The sequence below is a fragment of the Hyphococcus lacteus genome, from assembly GCF_041058985.1.
Classification (GTDB): Bacteria; Pseudomonadota; Alphaproteobacteria; order Caulobacterales; family Parvularculaceae; genus Hyphococcus; species Hyphococcus lacteus.
The window spans coordinates 1,253,040-1,274,562 of sequence record NZ_JBEHZE010000001.1; the positions used below are offsets into that span (position 1 = coordinate 1,253,040).

Annotated in this window: 21 protein-coding genes; 14 read left to right on the plus strand and 7 right to left on the minus strand. The window is 51.3% G+C overall.

What is annotated here, in order from left to right:
* Positions 1-130: 130 nt before the first annotated feature.
* Complete coding sequence (locus ABFZ84_RS06105; RefSeq protein WP_369313063.1) at positions 131-952, minus strand: uracil-DNA glycosylase; 822 nt, start codon at positions 950-952, stop codon at positions 131-133.
* Positions 953-981: 29 nt separating this feature from the next.
* Positions 982-1,635 carry a lysoplasmalogenase gene (locus ABFZ84_RS06110; RefSeq protein ID WP_369313064.1) on the minus strand — a complete coding sequence of 218 codons (654 nt, stop codon included), beginning with the start codon at positions 1,633-1,635 and terminating at the stop codon, positions 982-984.
* A gap of 141 nt (positions 1,636-1,776) precedes the next feature.
* Between ABFZ84_RS06110 and ABFZ84_RS06115 the strand changes: the two genes are divergently transcribed.
* The 4 genes from ABFZ84_RS06115 to ABFZ84_RS06130 are packed head-to-tail and all read left to right on the plus strand — an operon-like array spanning position 1,777 to position 7,184.
* Positions 1,777-3,456: an electron transfer flavoprotein-ubiquinone oxidoreductase gene (locus tag ABFZ84_RS06115; RefSeq protein WP_369313065.1), complete on the plus strand. Its 1,680-nt coding sequence runs from the start codon at positions 1,777-1,779 to the stop codon at positions 3,454-3,456.
* Between the two features lie 13 nt (positions 3,457-3,469).
* Entirely contained in the window at positions 3,470-5,191 is a 1,722-nt protein-coding gene (locus ABFZ84_RS06120; protein ID WP_369313066.1) for a tetratricopeptide repeat protein, read from the plus strand.
* Entirely contained in the window at positions 5,188-6,054 is an 867-nt protein-coding gene (locus tag ABFZ84_RS06125) for a 4-(cytidine 5'-diphospho)-2-C-methyl-D-erythritol kinase (protein ID WP_369313067.1), read from the plus strand. The genes ABFZ84_RS06120 and ABFZ84_RS06125 overlap by 4 nt, the downstream gene beginning before the upstream one ends.
* A 35-nt stretch (positions 6,055-6,089) precedes the next feature.
* On the plus strand, positions 6,090-7,184 hold the full coding sequence (locus ABFZ84_RS06130) for an MraY family glycosyltransferase (RefSeq protein ID WP_369313068.1): 1,095 nt from the start codon (positions 6,090-6,092) through the stop codon (positions 7,182-7,184).
* 1 nt (position 7,185) lies between these two features.
* Here the strand turns inward: ABFZ84_RS06130 and ABFZ84_RS06135 are convergent, their stop codons facing one another.
* Positions 7,186-8,283 carry a polyprenyl synthetase family protein gene (locus tag ABFZ84_RS06135; protein ID WP_369313069.1) on the minus strand — a complete coding sequence of 366 codons (1,098 nt, stop codon included), beginning with the start codon at positions 8,281-8,283 and terminating at the stop codon, positions 7,186-7,188.
* Positions 8,284-8,386: 103 nt separating this feature from the next.
* On the opposite strand from ABFZ84_RS06135, the gene ABFZ84_RS06140 reads away from it, so the two are divergent.
* Both ABFZ84_RS06140 and ABFZ84_RS06145 read left to right on the plus strand, forming a co-directional pair.
* Positions 8,387-9,262, plus strand: coding sequence for a S49 family peptidase (locus ABFZ84_RS06140; protein ID WP_369314547.1), 876 nt, complete (start codon positions 8,387-8,389; stop codon positions 9,260-9,262).
* Positions 9,263-9,277: 15 nt separating this feature from the next.
* Positions 9,278-9,490, plus strand: coding sequence for a hypothetical protein (locus ABFZ84_RS06145; protein WP_369313071.1), 213 nt, complete (start codon positions 9,278-9,280; stop codon positions 9,488-9,490).
* On the opposite strand, the gene ABFZ84_RS06150 is transcribed toward ABFZ84_RS06145, so the two are convergent.
* Positions 9,487-9,897, minus strand: a complete 411-nt coding sequence (locus tag ABFZ84_RS06150) for a secondary thiamine-phosphate synthase enzyme YjbQ (protein WP_369313073.1) — start codon at positions 9,895-9,897, stop codon at positions 9,487-9,489. The genes ABFZ84_RS06145 and ABFZ84_RS06150 overlap by 4 nt on opposite strands.
* Positions 9,898-10,017: 120 nt before the next feature.
* On the opposite strand from ABFZ84_RS06150, the gene ABFZ84_RS06155 reads away from it, so the two are divergent.
* The 4 genes from ABFZ84_RS06155 to ABFZ84_RS06170 all read left to right on the plus strand — a co-directional run bounded on the left by ABFZ84_RS06155 (position 10,018) and on the right by ABFZ84_RS06170 (position 14,609).
* Positions 10,018-10,509 (plus strand): hypothetical protein, encoded by a 492-nt coding sequence (locus tag ABFZ84_RS06155; protein ID WP_369313074.1) that lies wholly within the window; start codon positions 10,018-10,020, stop codon positions 10,507-10,509.
* A 30-nt stretch (positions 10,510-10,539) separates the two neighbouring features.
* On the plus strand, positions 10,540-11,406 hold the full coding sequence (locus tag ABFZ84_RS06160) for an alpha/beta fold hydrolase (RefSeq protein WP_369313075.1): 867 nt from the start codon (positions 10,540-10,542) through the stop codon (positions 11,404-11,406).
* A gap of 156 nt (positions 11,407-11,562) precedes the next feature.
* Positions 11,563-12,354 carry a SapC family protein gene (locus ABFZ84_RS06165; protein ID WP_369313076.1) on the plus strand — a complete coding sequence of 264 codons (792 nt, stop codon included), beginning with the start codon at positions 11,563-11,565 and terminating at the stop codon, positions 12,352-12,354.
* Positions 12,355-12,494: 140 nt separating this feature from the next.
* Positions 12,495-14,609 (plus strand): protein-disulfide reductase DsbD family protein, encoded by a 2,115-nt coding sequence (locus ABFZ84_RS06170; protein ID WP_369313077.1) that lies wholly within the window; start codon positions 12,495-12,497, stop codon positions 14,607-14,609.
* On the opposite strand, the gene ABFZ84_RS06175 is transcribed toward ABFZ84_RS06170, so the two are convergent.
* Positions 14,595-14,783, minus strand: coding sequence for a hypothetical protein (locus tag ABFZ84_RS06175; RefSeq protein ID WP_369313078.1), 189 nt, complete (start codon positions 14,781-14,783; stop codon positions 14,595-14,597). The genes ABFZ84_RS06170 and ABFZ84_RS06175 overlap by 15 nt on opposite strands.
* Positions 14,784-14,890: 107 nt before the next feature.
* Here ABFZ84_RS06175 and pgi point away from each other — a divergent pair, with 107 nt between their 5' ends.
* The 3 genes from pgi (at position 14,891) to hisS (ending at position 18,694) form a co-directional block, all read left to right on the plus strand.
* Entirely contained in the window at positions 14,891-16,552 is a 1,662-nt protein-coding gene (pgi, locus tag ABFZ84_RS06180) for a glucose-6-phosphate isomerase (protein WP_369313079.1), read from the plus strand.
* A gap of 10 nt (positions 16,553-16,562) precedes the next feature.
* Positions 16,563-17,156 carry a peptidylprolyl isomerase gene (locus ABFZ84_RS06185; RefSeq protein ID WP_369313080.1) on the plus strand — a complete coding sequence of 198 codons (594 nt, stop codon included), beginning with the start codon at positions 16,563-16,565 and terminating at the stop codon, positions 17,154-17,156.
* 65 nt (positions 17,157-17,221) lie between these two features.
* The gene (gene hisS, locus ABFZ84_RS06190) at positions 17,222-18,694 is read left to right on the plus strand and encodes a histidine--tRNA ligase (protein ID WP_369313081.1); all 1,473 of its coding nucleotides are present in this window, start codon (positions 17,222-17,224) and stop codon (positions 18,692-18,694) included.
* Here hisS and ABFZ84_RS06195 read toward each other — a convergent pair.
* Positions 18,691-19,623 (minus strand): AEC family transporter, encoded by a 933-nt coding sequence (locus tag ABFZ84_RS06195; protein ID WP_369313082.1) that lies wholly within the window; start codon positions 19,621-19,623, stop codon positions 18,691-18,693. The genes hisS and ABFZ84_RS06195 overlap by 4 nt on opposite strands.
* A 280-nt stretch (positions 19,624-19,903) precedes the next feature.
* Here ABFZ84_RS06195 and ABFZ84_RS06200 point away from each other — a divergent pair, with 280 nt between their 5' ends.
* A complete protein-coding gene (locus ABFZ84_RS06200) occupies positions 19,904-20,260 on the plus strand; it encodes a DUF2794 domain-containing protein (RefSeq protein WP_369314548.1) in 357 nt (118 codons plus the stop codon).
* On the opposite strand, the gene ABFZ84_RS06205 is transcribed toward ABFZ84_RS06200, so the two are convergent.
* Positions 20,257-21,480, minus strand: coding sequence for a tetratricopeptide repeat protein (locus ABFZ84_RS06205; protein WP_369313083.1), 1,224 nt, complete (start codon positions 21,478-21,480; stop codon positions 20,257-20,259). The two genes, ABFZ84_RS06200 and ABFZ84_RS06205, sit on opposite strands and share 4 nt — an antisense overlap.
* Between the last annotated feature and the right edge of the window lie 43 nt (positions 21,481-21,523).

Consider the following 21,523-nt stretch of genomic DNA (forward strand, 5'->3'; position numbering starts at 1 on the left):
TAATCGCGAAAAGCGCGATGAAATTCACGTCAATCTTGGATCAATGATGAAGTGTTGTCCCCAAGAGCTGGCTCGGACACTCAGTATATACGCGACCGATGCCCAACGGCTAAGACTATCGTAAGGTCGGTTAATGGTCCTTTAACCTCTCGGCGAGGGATTGAAGGTCGGCCCATGCAAGCCGTTTTCCGGCGGGCTGCCGTAATAAAAATGCTGGATGGTAGGTCGGAAGAGTAGGCACTTTGGTGCCATTTGCTGTTTCTATCTCCCGCCAAACGCCGCGAGCACGCATAATACCGGTGATGCCCAACAATGCCTGTAGTGGAGCACCGCCTGCGATTAAGATTACTTTTGGCGTAGAGAGTTCGATTAATCGGTCCACAAAAGGCCGACATACAGCGGTCTCAAGCGGTGTGGGGTTTCGATTTGCCGGAGGGCGCCAGAAAACGATGTTTGAGATTAGCGTATTTTCCGTCCGCGTTCGGCCAATGCTCGCAAGCATACGATCTAGCAATTGCCCCGCGCGACCGATGAAAGGTTTCCCGGCTTGGTCCTCGTCCCGACCCGGTGCCTCGCCAATAACCAACAAATCTGCGCCGACGACACCGTCGGTAAAGACCGTGTTTTTGGCACCAGATTTTAGTGGGCAGCCTTCGAATGATTTTACTGCGGCTTCTAAGGCTTCATAGGTGTCGCATGCCGCAGCGATTTTTTCGGCAGCGGCTATGGCCGCGTCGGTGCTTTGCGTTTCTTCAGTAGTTACTGGCTGCGTTTGGGGCGCTGCCTGGTTTGGGGCTGGCCTGGCTAAAGTTCGTGTTTGTGCGATCGGGGTCGGTTTGGTGGCTGTCCAGCTATAAAGATCAGCCGCTTGCGGGGCGACTGCTTCGTCTACGCCCATCTCCGCATACCAGCGCAGAAGGGCTTGGGCGGCCTGTTCATCGGAAATTTCCATCACGCCGAACTTGTAGCAGAAGCAGCCCCTTAAACAGAAGACGCTAAAAGCAATTGCGCACCAAAATAGAGGGGTAGCCCCCACGATTTATTGAAAAACTGGTGAGTTATGAATTTATCACGTGAAACAGCAATATCTGAGATCGCAAACCCGAGCGCGCCAGCGATAACTACCCAATTTGGTGCGCTAGATTGCCCCGGCGCGGCTAAAAAGCTGGTTGCCACCATTATGGCAATGATCGCGGAATAGACGGTCACAGGCCATTTAAATTCCGCCAGATTTGGCCAAAGCCATCTGAGCGCGAGTATCGCAAAACCAGCCATCCCGGCGCTGCCAATCAAAAACAGCCCGGAAATTTCAGGACCTGTGCTCAGAAATGCTCCTACATAGGCTAAATGTCCTATGGCAAATGCGCCCATGCCGGCGAGAAAAGTACGTGCGCCGGTCGGGATTAGAAATACATCGCCCAATAAACAGAAGACTAACCCAATCAGAATCCAACACCCATAAGTGGTATCGAGCGCACCACCAGTGAGTGCGACCAGCACGAAAGCTAGTGATGCTGCGGGTTTTGCAACCCATTTGAGAAAGCCTGAGTCGAGCCGTTTGGCGGCTCGGTATTCGGCGATGATCAAAAGACCCACAAATATTATACAGACGATGATGAATATATTTTGAGACATGGGTGTTTCACTCCAATATCGAGACTCTGGTGGCCTCTTTAGAATTGCGTGTTTAGCAACATGGCTTTTTCTGATGATTTTTGCCAGAAACACAGATCACAGCTTTTGACATCAAGCGAAGACGCAGAAAGAGACGATGCAATGAATGATCAAGTGCCCGAACGGGAATCTATGGAATTTGACGTTGTGATCGTTGGCGCGGGGCCTGCCGGACTGTCCGCTGCAATACGGTTAAAGCAATGTGCTCAAGAGACTGGTAGAGAAATCAACGTCGTCGTGGTCGAAAAAGGCTCTGAGGTCGGCGCTCATATTCTGTCGGGCGCAGTTCTTGACCCTAGTGGATTGGATGCGTTGCTGCCTGATTGGCGCAATATGGGTGCGCCGATTGACACGCCGGTCCAATCAGAGAGTTTCAAGATTCTTGGGGCGGCAGGATCGTTCCCTCTCCCCGTGTGGGGAATGCCAGAAATGGTCAAAAACCACGGCTGTTATGTGGTTTCTATGGGCAATGTTTGCCGCTGGTTGGCGGAACAGGCTGAAGCGGCGGGGGTTGAAATTTATCCTGGCATGGCGGCGTCTCAGGTGTTGTATCGTGAAGACGGTTCTGTTCGCGGTGTGGTCGTTGGCGAGATGGGTATCGGCAAGGACGGCGAAAAACGGGATAGCTATGAGCCGGGCATGGAATTGGTCGGCAAATATGTGTTGATCGGCGAGGGCGTTCGCGGTTCGCTCGCTAAACAATTGATTGAACGTTTCGGATTGGGTGATGATTGCGACCCACAGAAATTTGGTATTGGCCTCAAAGAACTCTGGGAAATTGCGCCAGAGAAAAGCCGACCGGGGCATGTTCAGCATACATTCGGCTGGCCGTTAAATGACGACACTGGCGGTGGGTCGTTCCTTTATCACTATAGTGACAATACTATTGCGCTGGGGTTTGTCGTTCATCTAAATTACAAAAACCCTTACCTTTATCCGTATGGTGAGTTTCAGAAATTCAAAACCCATCCGGAAATTGCGGAGCTTCTTGAGGGCGGCAAACGCATTGCTTATGGGTCGCGCGCCATCACCGAAGGTGGGTATCAGTCAGTGCCGAAGCTTACTTTTAAGGGTGGTGCTTTGATTGGTTGTTCTGCCGGTTTTGTGAATGTTCCGCGCATCAAAGGCAATCATAATGCGATGCTCACAGGTATTATGGCTGCGAACGCTGCGTTCGACGCGGTAATTGCTGGGCGCGAGGGTGATGAGCTAAGCGCCTATCAGGCCGCGTATGACGAATCGCCAGTGAAGGCTGAGTTGTACAAAGCGCGGAACGTTAAGCCGCTCTGGTCAAAATTCGGCACACGTATTGGGGCGATTGCTCTTGGGGGCATCGATTTATGGACGAACACAGCACTTTCAGGGTTTTCATTTCTGGGCACGCTTCACCACGGTAAGACGGACGCGGCCGCAACGGAACCGGCGTCAAAGCATAAACCAATTGACTATCCTCGGGCTGATGGGGCTTTGACCTTCGATCGTCTGACGAATGTGGCTTTTTCAGCGACTAATCACGAAGAAGACCAGCCCGCGCACTTGTTGCTTAAGGATCCGTCAATACCGATCGACGTTAATCTCCCAAGATATGCCGAACCAGCACAGCGATATTGCCCCGCTGGTGTGTATGAAGTGGTGACAGAAGATGGTGGTGCTGATCCGCGCTTTCAAATCAATGCGCAAAACTGCGTGCACTGTAAAACTTGTGACATCAAAGATCCGTCACAAAATATTGTCTGGACAACGCCTGAAGGCGGTGGTGGACCCAATTATCCGAATATGTAAGGAGCGCTTTGCGTTGCGTTTAAAAAATATTCTGCTTGTCTCAACTCTGTTCGGTCTTGTCGGCGCTTGCGCGACCACACCGCAAAATGATTCTCGTGTCGGGGATTACCTTTCGGGGCGGTTGGCCGCGCGTAGTAATGCGATTGACGCGGCTGCGACAGCTTTTGAAGGGGCGCGATCGGAGACAGGAACCTCGGATGAAGTGGTTCGCAGCGCATTTTTCTATCAAATTGCTGCCGGTGACATTGAAGCCGCGGCCGGGTTTGCGGAAAAAATTCTCGAAAATGATGATCCAGAAGACGACGATCTCGCAGAATTGGCGCTTGCGGCGCGTGATTTAAAGGCGGGCAACTTTACCGGTGCGCGTGAAGCGCTGAAGTCAGGTGCGGAGATCGATTATTTTCGTCCGGTAATGACGATCATCGATGCGTGGGCGTTGGCCGGCCAAGAAGGGCCGGAACCTGCATTACGCGCTTTGGCGTCAAATGATGAGGATACCTTTCGGGGCTTTCATCCTTTGCATCAGGCATTTTTGTTTGAGCGTGCGGGCCTGAATGATGAGGCGCGGACAGCCTATCAGTTAGCGCTGATGACATATGGCGGTGCCGTTGGAAGAGATGCTTACGGATCATTTCTTGAACGGACGGGCGATGTGGACGCCGCACGTGAACATTATGAGTTGCTTTCGCAATACCGTGGACCGGATCGGCAAATTGCGATGCATGGCCTTGCGCGGCTCGATGCAGGAAAAATGGATCGCGTGTGGACGTCTGTGCCCCCCGAAAAAGGAGCGGCTGTCGCGCTCTATTCGTTCGGTGCAACAATTTTGCAGCAATCGTTTGATCAGCGTAGTGCGGCGCAAAAAGCAGGGTTTCGCGTTGGTGACGCAAATTATGATATGCCGCTGGCTTTTGTGCAGATCGCATTATATCTCGCGCCAGATTTTGATCATGCGCAACGTTTAGCCGGCTCGATTTTGAATTCTTATGGCGATAATCAAAGCGCGATCTCAATGTTGCGTGGAATTCCGTCTACATCTGCGTTTTATGAACAGGCGCAAATTGAAATTGCCGGCGGCTTGATCGGTTTGGATCAACGGGATGAGGCGCTATCGGTGTTGCGCAAGGCAGCACGCGCAGATGGTGCCATTGAAGCACAATTTTCGTACGGAAACTTGTTGGCGGGCGAAGAACGTCACCAAGATGCTGTTGCGGCCTATACGAAACTGATCGACGGCCTTTCGGCGGAGCCAACGGAAGATGCGTGGCGGTTTTTCGTCGCGCGCGCAGCGTCTTATATGGCGTTGGATAATTGGCCGGACGCCGAAGCGGATCTTGAACGCGCAGTGGTGATTGCGCCGAATGAAGCGACTGCGCTGAATTATCTTGGATATTCGTGGGCCGAACGAGGTGAAAACCTTGAAGAGGCTTTTGCCCTCATAGAGAAGGCGGTTTCATTAGAACCGAATTCGGGAGCGTTTATCGACAGTCTCGGCTGGGCGCATTATCAGCAGGGAGACTATGAGGATGCTGTCGGTCACCTTGAGCACGCTGCCTCGTTAGAACCAAGCGACCCAACTGTGACGGATCACTTAGGTGATGTTTACTGGATGTTGGGCCGCAAGATTGAGGCGCGCTACCAATGGAAACATGTATTAGAGTTAGAGCCGGATGATAAATTGCGAAACTCTATCGAAGAGAAGTTGAAAAAAGGCCTTCCGGACTCCGCGGAATGATTGTTGAAAACGCACCTGCCAAAATAAATTTGTATCTTCATATAGGGCCGGTTCGGTCTGACGGACTTCACGACCTTGCCAGCCTTTTTGCCTTTACTGAAAAAGGTGATGTGATCCGGGTTGAAAACAGTCGGTCTTTATCGCTTAAAATCTCCGGGCCATTCTCACATCTATTGAAGGATCTACCGCCAGAGAACAACCTGGTGTTGCGTGCGGCACGAGCGCTAGCAGCTCATACGGGGACGGAGCATGGCGCGAAAATTACTCTGGGAAAAAACCTTCCTATTGCGGCAGGTATCGGAGGTGGATCGGCAGACGCAGCGGCAACCCTTCGGGCGCTTGTTAAGTTATGGCATTTAGACATTAGCGATGCGTCGCTTGCTTCTATTGCATTTACGCTTGGTGCGGACATTCCGGCTTGCTTAGCGCGAGCGCCAGTCAATGTTTCTGGGGCCGGCGAGGTGCTAACCAAAGGACCTATGCTGCCGCCCCTGTGGGCTTGTTTAGTCAATCCACGGGTTGAAATGCCCACGGGGCCAATTTTTCAAGCGTTTGACCGTGCCCATAAGAACCCGCCCGCAGCGGATTTGATTCCATTGGCAACGACCAATTACAATTTGTTACACAGCGGATTGAAATCAGCGCGGAACGACCTTGAACCGTTTGCGCAAAAACATGCGCCAGTGATTGGCAATGTCGTGGATATGTTGGCCGGGATGCCCGGCGCGCTAATCTCGCGGATGTCCGGAAGTGGGGCAACTTGTTTTGCTCTTTTCAGTTCGAAAATGAGTGCCGAACGCGCGTCTCAGCGGGCCCATTCATTTGGCTGGTGGGCCTTGGCTTCACGACTCCATGTGCGGTAGGTTCTTTCAGGTTTAAAACCATTTTTCGAGTTCCAATGTTGATCGAACCCTTCATTCTCGCTGTCGCTGCGGCCTTGTCCATTTGCGTTGCCTATTGTGCAAGCCTATTTGCTGCGCGCGTTGGTGGGGTGCTTGATCATCCAAATGAGCGGTCTAGCCATACGGTGGCCACACCGCGCACCGGGGGCATTGCAATCTTTACCGCATGGGTTGCGGGCATTTTTGTCGTTGCTGTTTTTTCCGAAAGCGGCGTATTGGCGAGAGACCTTGGTTTTATGGCTGTTGCTGCGCTTGCGGCGCTTGGCGTCGGTTATGCTGATGATCAAATCGAGTTGGCACCGGTATGGAAATTGGTCGGTCAAATTGCCGTTGCGACAATCTTTGTGGTTCTGTTTGGCCCTCTAAAAGGCTTTCCCTTGCCCTATGTTGGGCAAGTCGAGCTTGCGCCGTTATTAGGGGTCGTAATATCCATTTTTTGGATTGTTGCATTCATGAATATCTACAACTTCATGGATGGAGCGAATGGTTTAGCAGCAGGGACAGCGGTTGTCGGTCTCGCTTGGATTAGCATCATGGCGAGCTTTGCGGGAGCCCCTATTTTAGGCGCAGCCGCGTTGTTGTTAGCGCTTAGTGCGACCGGATTTCTTCCAGAGAATTTACGCCGTGGCAGGCTTTTCATGGGTGACAATGGCAGCCAGGTCGTTGGCTTTTTGATCGCAGCATTCGCAATTCTTGGTGCAAACTGGACTGAGTCCCGGTTAAGTATGTTGTTCGTGCCGATTATTTTCTCGCCGCTTGTTTTTGATGTAGGTTGGACACTGGTATCACGATTGATACGTAAACAGAATATATTGAGAGCGCACCGGGAACATCTGTATCAACTGCTAATTCGTAGCGGTGTCTCTCATGCGAATGTGGCAATTATCTATATGAGCCTCGTAAGCTTGGCCTCTGCGGCAGCAATTCTAATGCTTGCGTTGCCGACATCGCTGCATTGGCTTGTCCCAGCGATGACAGCTATCTGTTTCGCAGTGGGCGCTACGGTTATTTACAAAAAAGCGTATGAACAAGGATTATTGGCGCAACAGCGGTCATTGAATCCCGAAGGCGCAACCCAACCAGCAGAATAGGCTACGCGCCACGCATTGTCGCGGTAATGACAAGATCACTTAAGGCATCTGCGAACTGGTTCTTGGGGGCTTCTTCTAACGCGTCCAGTGCTTTGCGTGTGTATTCATTGGCGCATTCAGTGGTTTTTTCGATGATGCCGTCGCGGGCCATCAATTCGCACGCTCGTTCAAAATCACCTGCTTCTTGATGACCTTTTCCAATGACGCGCTGCCAGAACGCTTTTTCGTCATCGCGCGCTGATGCGATCGCAAAGACCACTGGGGCTGTCATTTTCCCTTCACGAAAATCGTCACCGATGGTTTTGCCGAGAGCATTTTCAAAACCGGCGTAATCAAGCGCATCATCAATAAGCTGATAGGCAACGCCAAAATTATCGCCGAACCGATGCATTGCGGCTTCTTCGTTCGCGCTGCGTTTCGCGATAAGAACACCGACCTCAGAGGCCGCTGCAAAAAGGGCCGCAGTTTTTGCATGGACAACATTGAGATAGGTCTCGAAGGTCGCTGCAATATTTTTTTGTGTTGTAAGCTGTAGAACTTCGCCTTCGGCAATTACGCTAGAGGCATGGGAGAGGACCTTGAGTACTCGCAGATCTTTGGCCTCAACCATCAATTCAAACGCCCTTGAGAAAATAAAATCCCCAACGAGAACGCTTTCCTTATTGCCCCAAATGATATTCGCTGTGCTGGCCCCGCGTCGCAGCGCAGAATCGTCAACAACATCGTCATGCAATAATGTTGCGCCATGGATAAGTTCGACAGCGGCAGCTAGTTTGATATGATCTGTTTCCGAGTATCCAAATAGGCGTGCCGAGGCGAGCGTGAGCATCGGACGAAGCCTTTTTCCGCCTGCTTTGATCAAGTGTCCGGCCAGGTCAGGGATCATCGAAACTGGTGATTGCATTCGGCTGAGGATTTCGACATTGACTGCTTCAAGGTCGTCTTCAGTCAATGCGCGTAGACGATTCACGGCCGATGTGAAATCGGGCTCGCGTTTTGTGGCGATCATTTCGCTTGCTGTTGCGGCCAATCCCACGATGTCGTCTTCCTGACTTCTTGCTTGCGCCCGCAATTTGGTCGTTGGCAGCGGCGCGGTCAAGCGTACCAACCCCCTCAATTCAGCGGCGAATCATCGCTCTTATAGGATGAACTCAACACTTCGTCTCATTGAATTCTCAAAGGACCTACCCTAATTGCCCAACATGACAAGTTTATCTGAGAAATTGAGCAAAATCTGGCGTGCCTTGCCATTTGTAGGTGACGCAAAGCCTCTCGTAAGTGTGATAGAGCTTGAGGGCGTTATCGGCGAGGCTGGCGCGGGGAGAAAAGGTCTTACGCTCAAGCGTCTCGAAAAATCGCTCGAAGCTGCGTTTAAGCCAAGCAGCCTGAAAGCGGTGGCGCTAGCGATTAATTCGCCGGGTGGTTCGCCCGTACAATCGCGACTGATTTTAAGCGCTATTCGCAGGATGGCCACTGAAAAAGAAGTGCCAGTGCTTGCCTTTATCGAAGATGTAGGGGCCTCTGGCGGGTATATTCTGGCGCTTGCCGGTGATGAAATCTATGCTGATGACAGCTCAATCGTTGGGTCTATTGGGGTGATTTCAGGCGGCTTTGGCTTCCATGAAGCGTTAAAACGCGTAGGTGTTGAACGCCGCGTCTATACGGCTGGCGAGAATAAATCGATGTTGGACCCCTTCAAACCGGAAGATCCTGCAGATATTGCCCGGCTTGAGGGAATTCTTTTGGCGCTGCATGAGCAGTTCATTGATTTGGTAAAGGGCCGGCGCGGCGATAAATTGCGCGGAGACGCTGATCTTTTTACTGGTGCCGTTTGGACAGGCCCGCAGGCAGCTGAAAATGGTTTGATCGACGGAACCGCTCAACTCGGCGAATTTCTGCGGACTCGCTTCGGCAAAGATGTTAAGGTCAAGCGTATTGCGCCAGAAAGTGGCTCGCTTATTAAAAAACTGCTTTCCAGCGACACTGCTCAATCGGTCGGTCTGTCATCTTTAATCGACGCAGAAGAGTTGATAGCGGCAGGCGAGCGACGTGCTCTTTGGGCGCGGTACGGATTGTAAACGAAGGGATTGGCCATGAGCGCAGTTGGAACATTGGCGGTTACAGTCGCAGCAGCGGCCGGTGCGGTCGCGCTCTATAAATTTGTTGATAGGCGATCACAGCCACTCCGCGCCGCCTTTTCTGAAATGAAAAAAACAGCGCGCGGCAGTGAGCAAGGTACCGTCCTTGACTATGAACAAGACCCGAATAGCGGCGTTTATAAACCAAAAAACGCGAACCGCGGTTAAGCTTCGTTCATAAGCGTTACGACAATGCGACGTTGATGATCAGCACGGCGATGTTCAAGTACAAATATTCCTTGCCACGTACCTGTCAGTAATTGTCCGTTTGCAAACGGAATTATCAACGATGTATTTGTAATCATCGATTTTATATGTGCGGGCATATCATCTGGCCCCTCAGCGGTGTGGCGATATGGGCCACTTTCGGGCACGGTCTGGTCAAGCCAAGAGATCAAATCATGCGTTACGTCAGGGTCCGCATTCTCTTGAATGGTCAAAGAAGCTGACGTGTGTTGAATGAACAAATGGACGAGGCCCTTGTCCATTCCGGATTTCGCAACTTCATTTTCAACCTGAGGCGTAATTTCAGTTACGGAATGCCCGCGGGTTCGCACTGAGATGATTGATGACATAATATAACGCTTTGATTTAATTTCCCGATTTTCGGCGACATTTATTTTGCAGCGAGGGGTAGAACAAGCCATACTCCGATGAAAGTATTATGCTCCATTCAGATTTAAAGTGCGTTGGTTTTGGAAGAAATTGCATTCATCGACCTTGAGGCTTCTGGGCTGTCCGCTAGGTCATGGCCCATCGAAGTTGGATGGTGTTTTCGAGAAGGCCAACCAAGCGCCAAACTAATTCGTCCCGCTGATGATTGGTCATTGGATGATTGGGATACTGGCGCTGAAGCGTTGCATGGTGTTTCCTATAAAAAGCTGTTGTCCAAAGGCGATAAGTTGAGTGACGTTTGTGACGTCTTGAACGCTGAACTTGCGGGTAAGGCTGTTTATTCTGATGCGCCGGATTGGGATGGGTTTTGGTTATATCGTCTTTTTCAGGCTGCGCGCATTCGTCAGCAATTTGTTTTACGGGACCTGTATTCTTTATTTCAAACGGTTTCTGACGATGAAATGCGCGAATTTATTGGACAGGTAGATAAAGACGCGCCGCGGAAACATCGGGCAATCCCTGATGTGCTCCACATGCGCGCGCTTCATGCGCTGGCTGCATCTGACAATTGATTTTGTGCTCGTCTTCGGCACATTCAGCTCATGAGATTGAATACATCCACTCCGGTACGTTTTCGTATAGCCGTTGAACAAGGGTCGCTTGCCGGGCTGCACTGGGCAAACCCAGCCAAACCGCCACTCCTTTTTTGTCATGCGACAGGTTTTTGCGCATCGACGTATAAACAAATGCTTGGGCAGCTTTCGGATCAATTCGATGTTTATGCGATTGATTTAAGAGGGCACGGAAAGACGGACCTTCCGACGGCACCTAAAAAACTGAAGTCATGGCATATTTATGCAAATGATATTGCGGCTTTCTTAGATAATATAAATACCGTGGGCTGGACCATCGCCGGCCATTCAATGGGGGCCGTTACGGCAGTTATGGCGTCAGAGGGGCGAAGTGATGTGTCTTCGCTGCGGTTGATCGAACCTGTGGCAGTGCCATCAATTATGAATTTAGCGGCACGGACGCCGATCTGGGCGCTGCTTAAAGATCACATGTCTATGGTCCAAAAGGCTGCTAAACGTCGCAGTCATTGGGAAAATCGAGAGGCTGTTCTCTCCTCCTACGAGAGAAAATCATTGTTTCGCGGATGGGCCCCGGGGGTTCTTTCTGATTATCTTGAGGATGGGCTAGAGGAGAGCCCAACGGGTGTCGCCCTCGCATGTTCGCCGGCATGGGAGGCGGCAACATTTGGGGCGCAGGCCAATCGCTTTTGGCCGGCGGTTGCAGCGTTCGCGGACAATATTTCTGTCTTTGCCGCTAGCCATACCACCTCTACGGTTTCACCATTAGCGCGGACGCGGCTTTCACGGCTTGTGGCAAATGTTGAAATTGGCCAAGGCGTTAGTCACCTTGCCCCTATGGAACAACCAGATGAAATGGCCGCTTTTTTGCGCAAATAGTCCGGATTGAGGGAAAATGTTTGCTCGAAATGGCAATTACGGTGGACGAGGGTTGGAGCCTCGCTGGCTTTTTGCTAAGCGTTCGCCCTAAGTTCTCCGTGAGGGGCCGCCAGAGCGTGGGTGCTTCTGGCAAGGTATTGAGAAGAAAGGGATACGATGAGCGAGGCGCAAGCAGCTCCGCAAGTTACCGGGCAGATGTTCCTATATGAACGTCCGGAGCTTTTGACCAAAGAAGAGCATGGCAATCTTAGCCTGAAGCCTGTTGATCGGCCATTTGGATTTGCCGCGAAAGCGCGCGCTGTTCCAGTGACAATGAGCGAAGTGCCTTCGGCAATGAAAGATTATCCGTTGATCTTTATGTCGAAAGAACAGCCGCAATTATTGGCGGTTACAGGTCTATACGATGACGTGAACCTGTATGTCGACGAAGAAGGCAAGTGGGAAGAGCACCGGTATATTCCTGGTTATCTGCGCCGTTACCCATTTGGTCTTGCTTCTGAAACAGGCAGCGACCGCATGGCGATTGTCGTTGATCGTGCATATGATGGTTTGGGTGCAGATGGTGAAGTTCCCCTTTTCAACAATGGTGAGTTAGCTGAACAAACCCAGGCGGCCGTAGATTTTTGCAAGAATTACGAACGCGATCGTCACATGACGGAACAGTTTGCAAAAGTGCTTTCCGATCTTGAGCTTATTCAACCGCAGACTGGTCAGTACACGCCGCAGGGGGCAACTGAACAAGTTTCGTTTGCCCAGTATTTCGGCATTGATGAAACACGCCTGAACGAATTATCAGACGAAAAGGCCACGGAGCTTCGTCGTAATGGCACGCTTCCTTTGGCTTACGCGCTTCTGATGTCCATGGGGAATTGGCGTACGTTGTTGCAGCGTCGTGCTAAACGTTTCAACCTCTCTGAGGCTGACATCTTCAAACCTGCCGTAAATTAAGGCGGCGCAAAACGACTTTTCGATGGCAGGACCCAAGAAGATGGGTCCTGCCATTTTTTTTTGATCACATTTCTACGAGTGCGGCGATCAGGCTTGCGAATTAGTTTGGCACTGGTGATCGGTTTCGCTACCTATGATCCATGATTATCAACCGTTTCATGGGCCTTTTCTCGGCTATTTTTATTGCGTTGGCGACGTTCAGTGCGGCCCACGCCCAAACGTCCATTGTTAATGAATACACCCAATCCGAAATCATTGCGGAAACGGATGCGTTCGTTCCTGGTGAAACCACTTGGTTCGCACTGCGGCAGGAATTACGCGATGGCTGGCATGTGTTTTGGACAAATCCAGGGGACGCCGGGTTACCATTAGAATTAGATTGGACATTGCCCGAAGGGTTTGCGGTTGGTGATATTCTCCAGCCCATACCCGAATACATCCCTGTGGGCCCGCTCGCGAGTTATGCTCATGAGGGTGAACCAGTTTTTCTGGTGCCTGTTCGTGTTCCGGATAATGCAACTATCGGCGATGTAATTGGCGTTACAATAAATGCGTCTTGGCAGACTTGCGAAGAAATTTGTGTTCCTGAAAGCGGACAGTTTTCTTTTGAGTTCCCGGTCAAGCGCACTTCGAAAGTTAATGTTGCGCATGCAGATGTATTTTCGGATGCTCGCTCAAAGCTGCCCGAAAACTATGCTGGCAACGCAAGCTTTGTAGCAGAGGGAGACCGTTACCAGCTTGTCTTGTCAGGTTTTCAGGGCGAAAAGATTAGTGAAGCATTTTTCTTTGCTGAACCTGAAGGCTTGATTGAACCTTCAGCGGAGCAAGCGTTTTCGATTACGGATGATACGTTGCGTCTGTCGTTCAAACCGGGTTGGCTTGAGCGTTTTGAAGAAAAATCCCTCAAGGGGATATTGGTATTTGATAGCACTGCTAGTGGTCCAAAAGGTTTTGCGTTGTCGGCGATGCTCCCCGCGCCCATAGAGCCAGTGACGTTAAGCGCTGACCCGACGGTTCAGCCGGACGGGGCCAATATCGGAATATTACTTTTGTTGGCGCTGCTGGGCGGGGTGATTTTGAATATCATGCCTTGTGTTTTCCCTATCGTTTTCATCAAGGCTGCGTCCTTTATGAAAAGCGCCCAAGACCAGCCAGGCATCGTTCGTCGCCACGGATTGTTATATACGGGCGGTGTCATCACGACATTCCTCGTGATGGGCGGCATTCTTTTGGTGTTGCGCGCTGGTGGTGAACAATTTGGTTGGGGGTTTCATCTTCAGTCTCCAATTGTTGTCGCTTTTTCCGCACTAGTCTTACTTTTGGTTGGTCTCAATTTGGCTGGTCTATTTACGGTCGGACAAAGCGTTGCCGGTGTCGGTGAAGGGCTGGCGCGCAAAGATGGCGCGCTTGGTGCATTTTTCACTGGGGTGTTAGCGGTCATTGTTGCGGCCCCGTGTATTGGTCCGTTACTAAGTGCCCCTATGGGCGCGGCTCTATTACTCCCCCCTAGCGCGGGGATGGCAATTTTTGCGGCGCTCGGTCTTGGGCTTGCTCTGCCATATTTGGCCCTTTCTCTTGCGCCGGGGTTGGGTCGTTTCTTGCCAAAACCTGGGGTTTGGATGGCGACATTTAAGCAGTTGCTAGCTTTCCCGGTGTTCGGTGCAGCTGCTTATTTTCTCTGGGTGCTTGCGCAACAGTCTACTGGTGTTGGGTTGGCCACAGTTTTGGCGAGTGCTGTCGCTATCGCGCTTGCCGCATGGCTATTTGAAAAAAGTAAATCCGAAGATCGGCGCGGCATGGTGTTGCGCGTTCTTTCAGCGGTTGTGACCGTGGCTGCTATTGTGCCGATAACAAACCTTGATGCGAATACAAAGACGCAAGTTGAAGTTGTAGGGGAGGCTTATGGGGCGATGCGTTCAGAACCCTATAGCCGCGAGGCGCTTGATGGTTATCGGGTCGCTGGCGTGCCGGTTTTTATCGATTTTACTGCTGCATGGTGCGTGACTTGCCAATTCAATAAACTGACAGTTTTCTCAGATGAGCAATTGGGCGCTGATTTCGCCGAGGCCGGCGTGATCTTTATGGTCGCCGATTGGACAGTTCGCGATCCGGAGATTACTGCGGCATTGGAATCCTTTGGTGCGAGTGGGGTTCCGCTTTATGTGGCCTATCCGGTGGGAGATGACCCAACAATTGTTCCGCAGCCATTAACCAAGAATGCCGTTAGGGCTGCGGTAGGTCTAGCGCGCCGATGATGGTGCATGAGCGAGACGTGGAGCATCAATAGCCGCGGCTGCGGCCCGTTGCTCTAGTTCATAGGCTTTTGCACCAAAAATAAAAGTAACAGCAGATAAGGCAATGACGCTTGTAAGGGCGCGTTTGAGCAATCGTGTTTTGATGGATAATGTTGAATTGGTCGTGTTTTCCATAAGCGGTTGTTTACCGGGTTTTCCTTAAAACGCGTTGAGGATGACATTTAAAATCCGTATTACTTTCAGAAGTTTACCAAGTCGTTGCTAGAAAGGTGCCGTAGTCGATGGTCGAGGTTACAAAGACACCGGAATGGAAATCGCTTTCGGCGGATGCCGAAGCGCTGGCCAGCACAAATATGCGAACTTTGTTCGCTGACGACCCGGATCGGTTTGAGCGTTATTCGTTGGAAGCGGCGGGATTATTCCTTGATTTTTCAAAAAATAAGATATCTGAAGATGCGTTTGATCATCTTATTGCGTTGGCAAACGCTGTAGATCTCGAAGGAACGCGATCGCGAATGTTCGCGGGCGAGCCGATCAACACAACTGAAAATCGCGCTGTGCTTCATACAGCGCTCCGTGATTTTTCGCTTCGAGATTATCATGTAGATGGCGAAAATGTATCGCCAAAAATTCGCACTGAGTTAAAGCGAATAGCAGCTTTCGCACAATCTATTCATAGCGGTGCCGCAAAAGGTTATTCCGGAAAAACACTCGATACCGTTGTGAATATTGGGATAGGCGGATCTGACCTCGGGCCACAAATGGTGGTCGAAGCCTTGCGTCCGTATTGGCTGGACGGTCGGCGGAGTTTTTTCGTCTCCAACGTCGATGGGCAGCAACTTGCCGATACTCTTGCTCAAATCAACCTGGAAACGACCTTGTTCGTGATTGCGTCAAAGACCTTTACAACACAAGAAACCATGACAAACGCTGAAAGCGCGCGCAAATGGTTTCTTGATCGCGGCGGGAAAGATGTGGCGAAACACTTTGTCGCCCTTTCCACAAACCGTCACGCAGTAGAGGCGTTTGGTATTGATCCCGAAAATATGTTCCAGTTTTGGGACTGGGTCGGTGGACGTTATTCGCTGTGGTCGGCGATTGGTCTTTCAATCGCACTTCAAGTTGGTTTTGCGAATTTTGAAAACCTGCTTAAGGGCGCTCATTTAATGGATGAGCATTTCCGTAGTGCCTCGTTACGCCGAAACATGCCTGTTTTACTTGCCCTTGTTGGGGTTTGGAACCGGAATTTCCTTGGCGCATCGGCGCATGCGGTCTTGCCCTATGATCAACATCTTCACCGGTTGCCGGCCTACCTTCAGCAAGCAGATATGGAGTCAAACGGCAAACGTATTGGCAAAGATGGTGCCGTGTTGGAAAACAAGACTGGCCCTATCATCTTTGGTGAACCGGGTACCAATGGGCAACATGCGTTCTATCAACTTCTACATCAGGGTACTGATTTAATTTCTGCTGACTTCATTGCGCCTGCGATTAGCCATTCGGAATTGGGGGATCACCATCCGAAATTGCTTTCGAATTTTTTGGCGCAGACTGAGGCCCTGATGCGGGGGAAGGCCGACCAGGAAGTTCGTGATGAATTGCGTGCGGACGGTCTGACGAAGCCTGAGATTACAGCTCTTGCGCCACATAAAGCATTTCCTGGTGATCGGCCCAGTAATTCAATTCTTATGGGGAAGTTGACCCCGGAAACGCTGGGCGCGTTGATCGCACTCTATGAGCACAAAATTTTCTGTCAGGGCGTCATTTGGGGCATCAATTCCTTTGACCAGTGGGGGGTCGAGTTAGGGAAAGTGTTGGCAAAATCCATACTTCCGGAATTGTCCAACTTGTCCGAAGAAAAACCTTCGGCGACATCGCACGATGCGTCAACAAATGGCCTAATTGATCGGATAAATGACCTACGGCAGCGCGCGAAACCATAAGAGGTCCAACATGCGAAAAATTATTGCGATCTGCATTGCAGGCTTGACAGTTTTAACGAGCGCGTTCGCTGAGGGCAGTGATCGGCAATACGCAAAAATCCAAACCTCTATGGGCGATGTAATCGTCGAGTTAAATCGTGAAAAAGCACCAGTAACGGTCGAGAACTTTCTGCAATACGCCACCAAAGGCCACTATGACCGCACGCTGATCCATCGCGTCGTTCATGGCTATGTCATTCAAGGGGGCGGGTATTCGCGATTGTTCACTGAGCGAAATACGCGTGACCCAATCGCTTATGAAGGTGAGAATGGCCTTCTCAATGAACGCGGCACTATTGCTATGGCGAGAAGCGACAAACCCGACAGCGCGCAAGCTCAATGGTTTATCAATCTGCGGGATAATGAAAAACTCAATCATCGGGTGACTGATCTTGGCCCGATTTATGGTTATACGGTTTTCGGGCGCGTCGTTGAAGGTATGGACGTTGTGGATGCTATCGGCAGTGTTTCGACCGGCGCTGGCGGCCATTTTGACGCTGAAGTTCCAATTGATCCGATTTTTATCAACCGGATAGACCCGATTGAATGGCCTGAGGCGGATTGAGGCATATTGTTTATGCGCGTCCGTGAACATTGCTCATAAGGGCGTAATCGGATATTCCGCGCATTATGGCGAAAAAACAGAAAACATTCCGACCCAAAGCGCGTGTACCGCGCGGATTCCGTGATCGACTTGGCGCAGAGATCGTTGCTGAGAGGGAAATGCTGGCGCGTATTAGCGCCGTTTATGAATCCCACGGGTTTGATCCGTTGGAAACACCAGCCTTCGAATTCACGGACGCGCTAGGCAAGTTTTTGCCGGATGTGGACCGCCCCAATCAGGGCGTCTTTTCGATCCAAGATGACGATCAGCAATGGATGAGCCTGCGATATGACCTGACCGCACCTTTGGCCCGATATGTGGCTGAAAATTATGATGGTCTGCCTAAACCATTTCGGCGTTATCAAGTTGGCCCCGTTTGGCGGAATGAAAAGCCCGGCCCCGGACGGTTTCGCCAGTTCACACAATGCGATGCCGACACAGTCGGTGCGCCAGCGCCCTATGCAGACGCAGAGATGTGCGCGATGTTTTGTGATGTTATCGAAGCCGCTGGCATCCAAAAGGGCGACTATTTCGTTCGTATCAGTAACCGTAAAATCGTTGATGGCCTTTTTGAAAAGATCGGCCTTGATGGTGACGAAAGCGCAGAGATGCGTATGACGGTGATGCGGTCGATGGATAAGTTTGACCGGCTGGGTGATCAGGGTGTTTCCCTTCTGTTGGGGAAAGGGCGCAAAGACGACTCTGGTGATTTCACCGATGGCGCGAATCTTGATCCCGCTAACATAGAAGCCGTTCTTTCGTTCTTGAATTCCGGACAAGCTGATGACCCGCTGGGGGCGATTGCGCAAATTCTCGGCGATACCAAAAGTGGCGAAGCTGGCTTAGATGAATTGACGGGCATCAAAAACGCTATCCCGGATTTTGATAGCCGATCTATCATTTTCGATTGTTCGGTTATTCGTGGCTTGGAATATTATACTGGCCCAGTATTTGAGGCCGAACTCACTTCAACCATCGAAGACGCAAAAGGCCGCCCGGTTCAGATCGGTTCCGTTGGCGGCGGTGGTCGTTATGACGGGTTGGTGAAGCGGTTCAAGGGCGTAGAGGTTCCTGCAGTTGGTTTTTCAGTTGGCGTTTCGCGATTGCTTGCAGCGCTTGAATTACAACAGGGTGCAAAGGCAAACCCGGCGGGCCCGGTGATTGTATTGGCGCTGGAAAAAGATCAGATGGCGTCCTATCAAACGATGGCCGCAGAACTCCGCATTGCTGGAATTCGTAGTGAAGTCTATCTGGGTGGTTCGAATTTCGCGAAGCAGTTGAAGTATGCGGATAAGCGCACAGCGCCCGTTGCGATCATCCAAGGAGAGGACGAGCGCCAGAAGAACGAAATTACGATTAAAGATTTGGTTCTTGGCTCGGAATTATCAAAAAAGATCGAAGACAATACTGAATGGCGCGAAGAGCAACCAGCACAGTTCTCTGTTCCGCGAGCTAATCTTGTCGAAGCCGTAAAAAGTACATTGGCGCGACGCCGCTAAATAAAGATCAATAGAACTGCTGAAACAGTGACGACCGATAGCAGAGTGGTGAAGCTGACGGCGGCGGCGCTTTCACTTTTGTAATGGCCGTATTGGCTGGCCATGATGAATGATCCAACAGCTGAAGGTACAAATACAAAAAGTGCCAACGCACCGCGATAATGCGGATCGTCCAAGCCTAAAAACTGTGCGGATAATAAGGCAATGAATGGAAGTGCGGCCATTTTTGCCGCTGCAATCATGGTTACGCGGCCCGCCACTGTTTTAAACGGCGGGAAGCTATGGGTCGCAAGAAAAAGACCAAGCGAGAATAACGCTGTTGGTCCAGCGGCGCGGCCGAGCAACCCAAAGAACGTCTCAGCAGGCCCTTCATAGGGAAGACCAATTGCTGAATAAAGAAAACCTGCCACCATCGCGATAACCAACGGATTGCGTAATGGCCCGCGCACATAATTGAACATACGACCAAGGCTCGTGCCGGTGTCGCGGCGTGGTGCCATGAGCGCGCTTGACAATGCAATAATCAGTGTACCTTCGATCAACATCAGCGTAACGAAGGGCCTCGCCCATCCGTTGATTGACAGTGCAATCGGCAAGCCGAGAAAGACTGCATTACCCAAGGTCGAGGTGAGTGCGTGGGCACCAGCTTCTTGCTTAGTGATATGAAAAACCACTCGTGAAAGGTGATAAGTACCGAACAGAACGGCGAGGCTGGCAATTCCATAGGAGAGCCCGAGAGCCAGATCTTCTTGGCTCGGCGGTGTTGTACCCGCAGTTAACCCGAACAATGCCGCAGGCATTGCAAACCGAAAAACAAACTTGTTTAAGGCTGTGCTGTCTTCGGCATTCATCAGCTTGTACCGGCCAGCGATTAAGCCAGCGGCAATAATACCGAAAACGGGAAGGGCGACGGAAAAGACAGGGTTCATTGATTTTGACTTGTGCGGTTAAAGCCGCACGGTCTCACAAGGCTTGAGGCTCGCGTCAAGGTCCACGTCTTTAGAGGTAATATGCCGGGCGGAGAGAAAGCCTGATCTCCCGGGGGCTGGGGGCGATGGTTAAAACCGGAAATTCCGACCCTACCGACCGCCCGGCCTAACTAATATGCGCGGGGATTGGGGCGCAGAAAGGGATCAATTAAGGCCATATTAAGGATGCTGATAGGCTTTGGGGCTTGCTCAACCGGCCCTTACGGGCGAAACTTTGGATATGTCCGGTAAAGTTGCCCAATTCGTTCCAGATTCTGCGCCGTCACCAAAGCGGCCAGAGCCGGTGGCGTTTGATCGGGCAGAGCTAGGCCGGATCTTGACGGTGTATGGCTATTTCGTAGCGGCAGGGGAATGGCGCGATTACGCGATTGATTCCCTGAATGAGATGGCGATTTTTTCTATCTTCCGCCGGGCTTCGGAAATGCCGGTGTATCGAATTGAAAAACGTCCGAAGCTAGCAAAAAAACAGGGTGCCTATTCGGTCGTTTCTATGAGCGGTGAAGTGCTGAAACGTGGCCAAGATTTAGGGCAGGTCCTTAAATGGTTTGACCGTCAGAAATTGAAACTCACCACTTAATTCATGGCTGCTTTACTCGGCGCTTTGCATGCCTCAAATGTCTCAACAAATATGTGCCGCTGAGCGTGGCTGCCGCCGATCCGGTGCAGGTTCTGAAGTACGGGCGCGAGGATTTCAGCGGACATCGGATGATCGTCACGCGTAAAAGCCGTTAGTGCTCGCGCGGTGGGTAAGCAAATTTCGCCCCATATAAGTGCGTCATCACCGGTCGCTCCTGCGGCTTTTTTCTCTAGCGAAGACAAAAGTTCAGCTGCTGCAGCGTCATTGCCGTGTCGCGTGAGTGCGATAAGGTAATGAAGATCGTGAAACGGAAATAGATGTTCGCCAATTCGTTTTTCGGCTTGTTCGGCTATGGGTGCCCAGCGATTACCGACATTCATACCGCGCAGCTCTAATCGCCAGAGCATTGATGCCGCGCCGATTTTTTCTTGCGGGAATTCCGGCCATTCGCCCCATAGGCGGTTGTCAAATATCTCTAAAGCCTCGGTTTCGCGGCCCAAGGAAAGCCGGAACAGCGCAGCATGCCACCAATTATGGATACGGATGAATATGCCTTTGCCATCCCAAGTGTGGGCACAATGATCTAACCAACGGGCGCCGTCTTGTGGCCGGCCTTCGGTTTCCATGACATGGGCGACAGCATGATGTGCCCAGGCATCGTCAAGGGCAATTTCAGTAGCGCGCATACCCTCGTCTTCGGCTTCGCGTATCCGGTGGTTTTGTTCTAACGCAAAGGCGTGCATGCCGTGAACATAGGGCGTATCTTCATGGATGATTGCGGCGCGTTGGCCCAAACGTAACAGCGCTTCCTGATCGCCGAGATTGAATGCGTGATACTGCGCCCATTTTAGCGCGCAAAGGTCTGCGGGCCAGCGCACCGTCAACTCATCAAGTAGCGCCAATGCCTTGCGATACTGCATGCCTGCCCAAGCGTGAACCGCCGCACAAAATAATTGTTCACGTTCTGTGGCTTGGCGTTCTGTCGCGTGCATTCGAGCGAGATAGGGCTTTGCCGCTTGCCAACCTTCGGCACCTTCAAAAGCAAGGTGAACTGCGGCTGCATGGGCGTTTATGAGCGGTGCGTTTGGGGCGTCATCTGCGGCTGCGAAGAGCGCGCGAATATTTGGGCCGTAGGCAAGAAGCTCGCGCGTGAAATGATCATAAGCCCGCACAGTGCTGGCCGACATATTTGTAAGAGGAAGGTCAAAACAATCTCGCATGGACATACCATAAAGGTTGCTGCGCGGCCTCGGCAAATAGCGA

Coding starts and splice junctions, on each gene's coding strand:
- hisS (WP_369313081.1), top strand. CDS start 17,222: ATGGCGAAAAAACAGAAAACATTCCGACCCAAAGCGCGTGTACCGCGC.
- ABFZ84_RS06125 (WP_369313067.1), top strand. CDS start 5,188: ATGATTGTTGAAAACGCACCTGCCAAAATAAATTTGTATCTTCATATA.
- ABFZ84_RS06185 (WP_369313080.1), top strand. CDS start 16,563: ATGCGAAAAATTATTGCGATCTGCATTGCAGGCTTGACAGTTTTAACG.
- ABFZ84_RS06140 (WP_369314547.1), top strand. CDS start 8,387: ATGACAAGTTTATCTGAGAAATTGAGCAAAATCTGGCGTGCCTTGCCA.
- ABFZ84_RS06195 (WP_369313082.1), bottom strand. CDS start 19,623: ATGAACCCTGTCTTTTCCGTCGCCCTTCCCGTTTTCGGTATTATTGCC.
- ABFZ84_RS06170 (WP_369313077.1), top strand. CDS start 12,495: ATGATTATCAACCGTTTCATGGGCCTTTTCTCGGCTATTTTTATTGCG.
- ABFZ84_RS06165 (WP_369313076.1), top strand. CDS start 11,563: ATGAGCGAGGCGCAAGCAGCTCCGCAAGTTACCGGGCAGATGTTCCTA.
- pgi (WP_369313079.1), top strand. CDS start 14,891: ATGGTCGAGGTTACAAAGACACCGGAATGGAAATCGCTTTCGGCGGAT.
- ABFZ84_RS06200 (WP_369314548.1), top strand. CDS start 19,904: ATGTCCGGTAAAGTTGCCCAATTCGTTCCAGATTCTGCGCCGTCACCA.
- ABFZ84_RS06175 (WP_369313078.1), bottom strand. CDS start 14,783: ATGGAAAACACGACCAATTCAACATTATCCATCAAAACACGATTGCTC.
- ABFZ84_RS06150 (WP_369313073.1), bottom strand. CDS start 9,897: ATGTCATCAATCATCTCAGTGCGAACCCGCGGGCATTCCGTAACTGAA.
- ABFZ84_RS06145 (WP_369313071.1), top strand. CDS start 9,278: ATGAGCGCAGTTGGAACATTGGCGGTTACAGTCGCAGCAGCGGCCGGT.
- ABFZ84_RS06110 (WP_369313064.1), bottom strand. CDS start 1,635: ATGTCTCAAAATATATTCATCATCGTCTGTATAATATTTGTGGGTCTT.
- ABFZ84_RS06115 (WP_369313065.1), top strand. CDS start 1,777: ATGAATGATCAAGTGCCCGAACGGGAATCTATGGAATTTGACGTTGTG.
- ABFZ84_RS06130 (WP_369313068.1), top strand. CDS start 6,090: ATGTTGATCGAACCCTTCATTCTCGCTGTCGCTGCGGCCTTGTCCATT.
- ABFZ84_RS06105 (WP_369313063.1), bottom strand. CDS start 952: ATGGAAATTTCCGATGAACAGGCCGCCCAAGCCCTTCTGCGCTGGTAT.
- ABFZ84_RS06160 (WP_369313075.1), top strand. CDS start 10,540: ATGAGATTGAATACATCCACTCCGGTACGTTTTCGTATAGCCGTTGAA.
- ABFZ84_RS06205 (WP_369313083.1), bottom strand. CDS start 21,480: ATGCGAGATTGTTTTGACCTTCCTCTTACAAATATGTCGGCCAGCACT.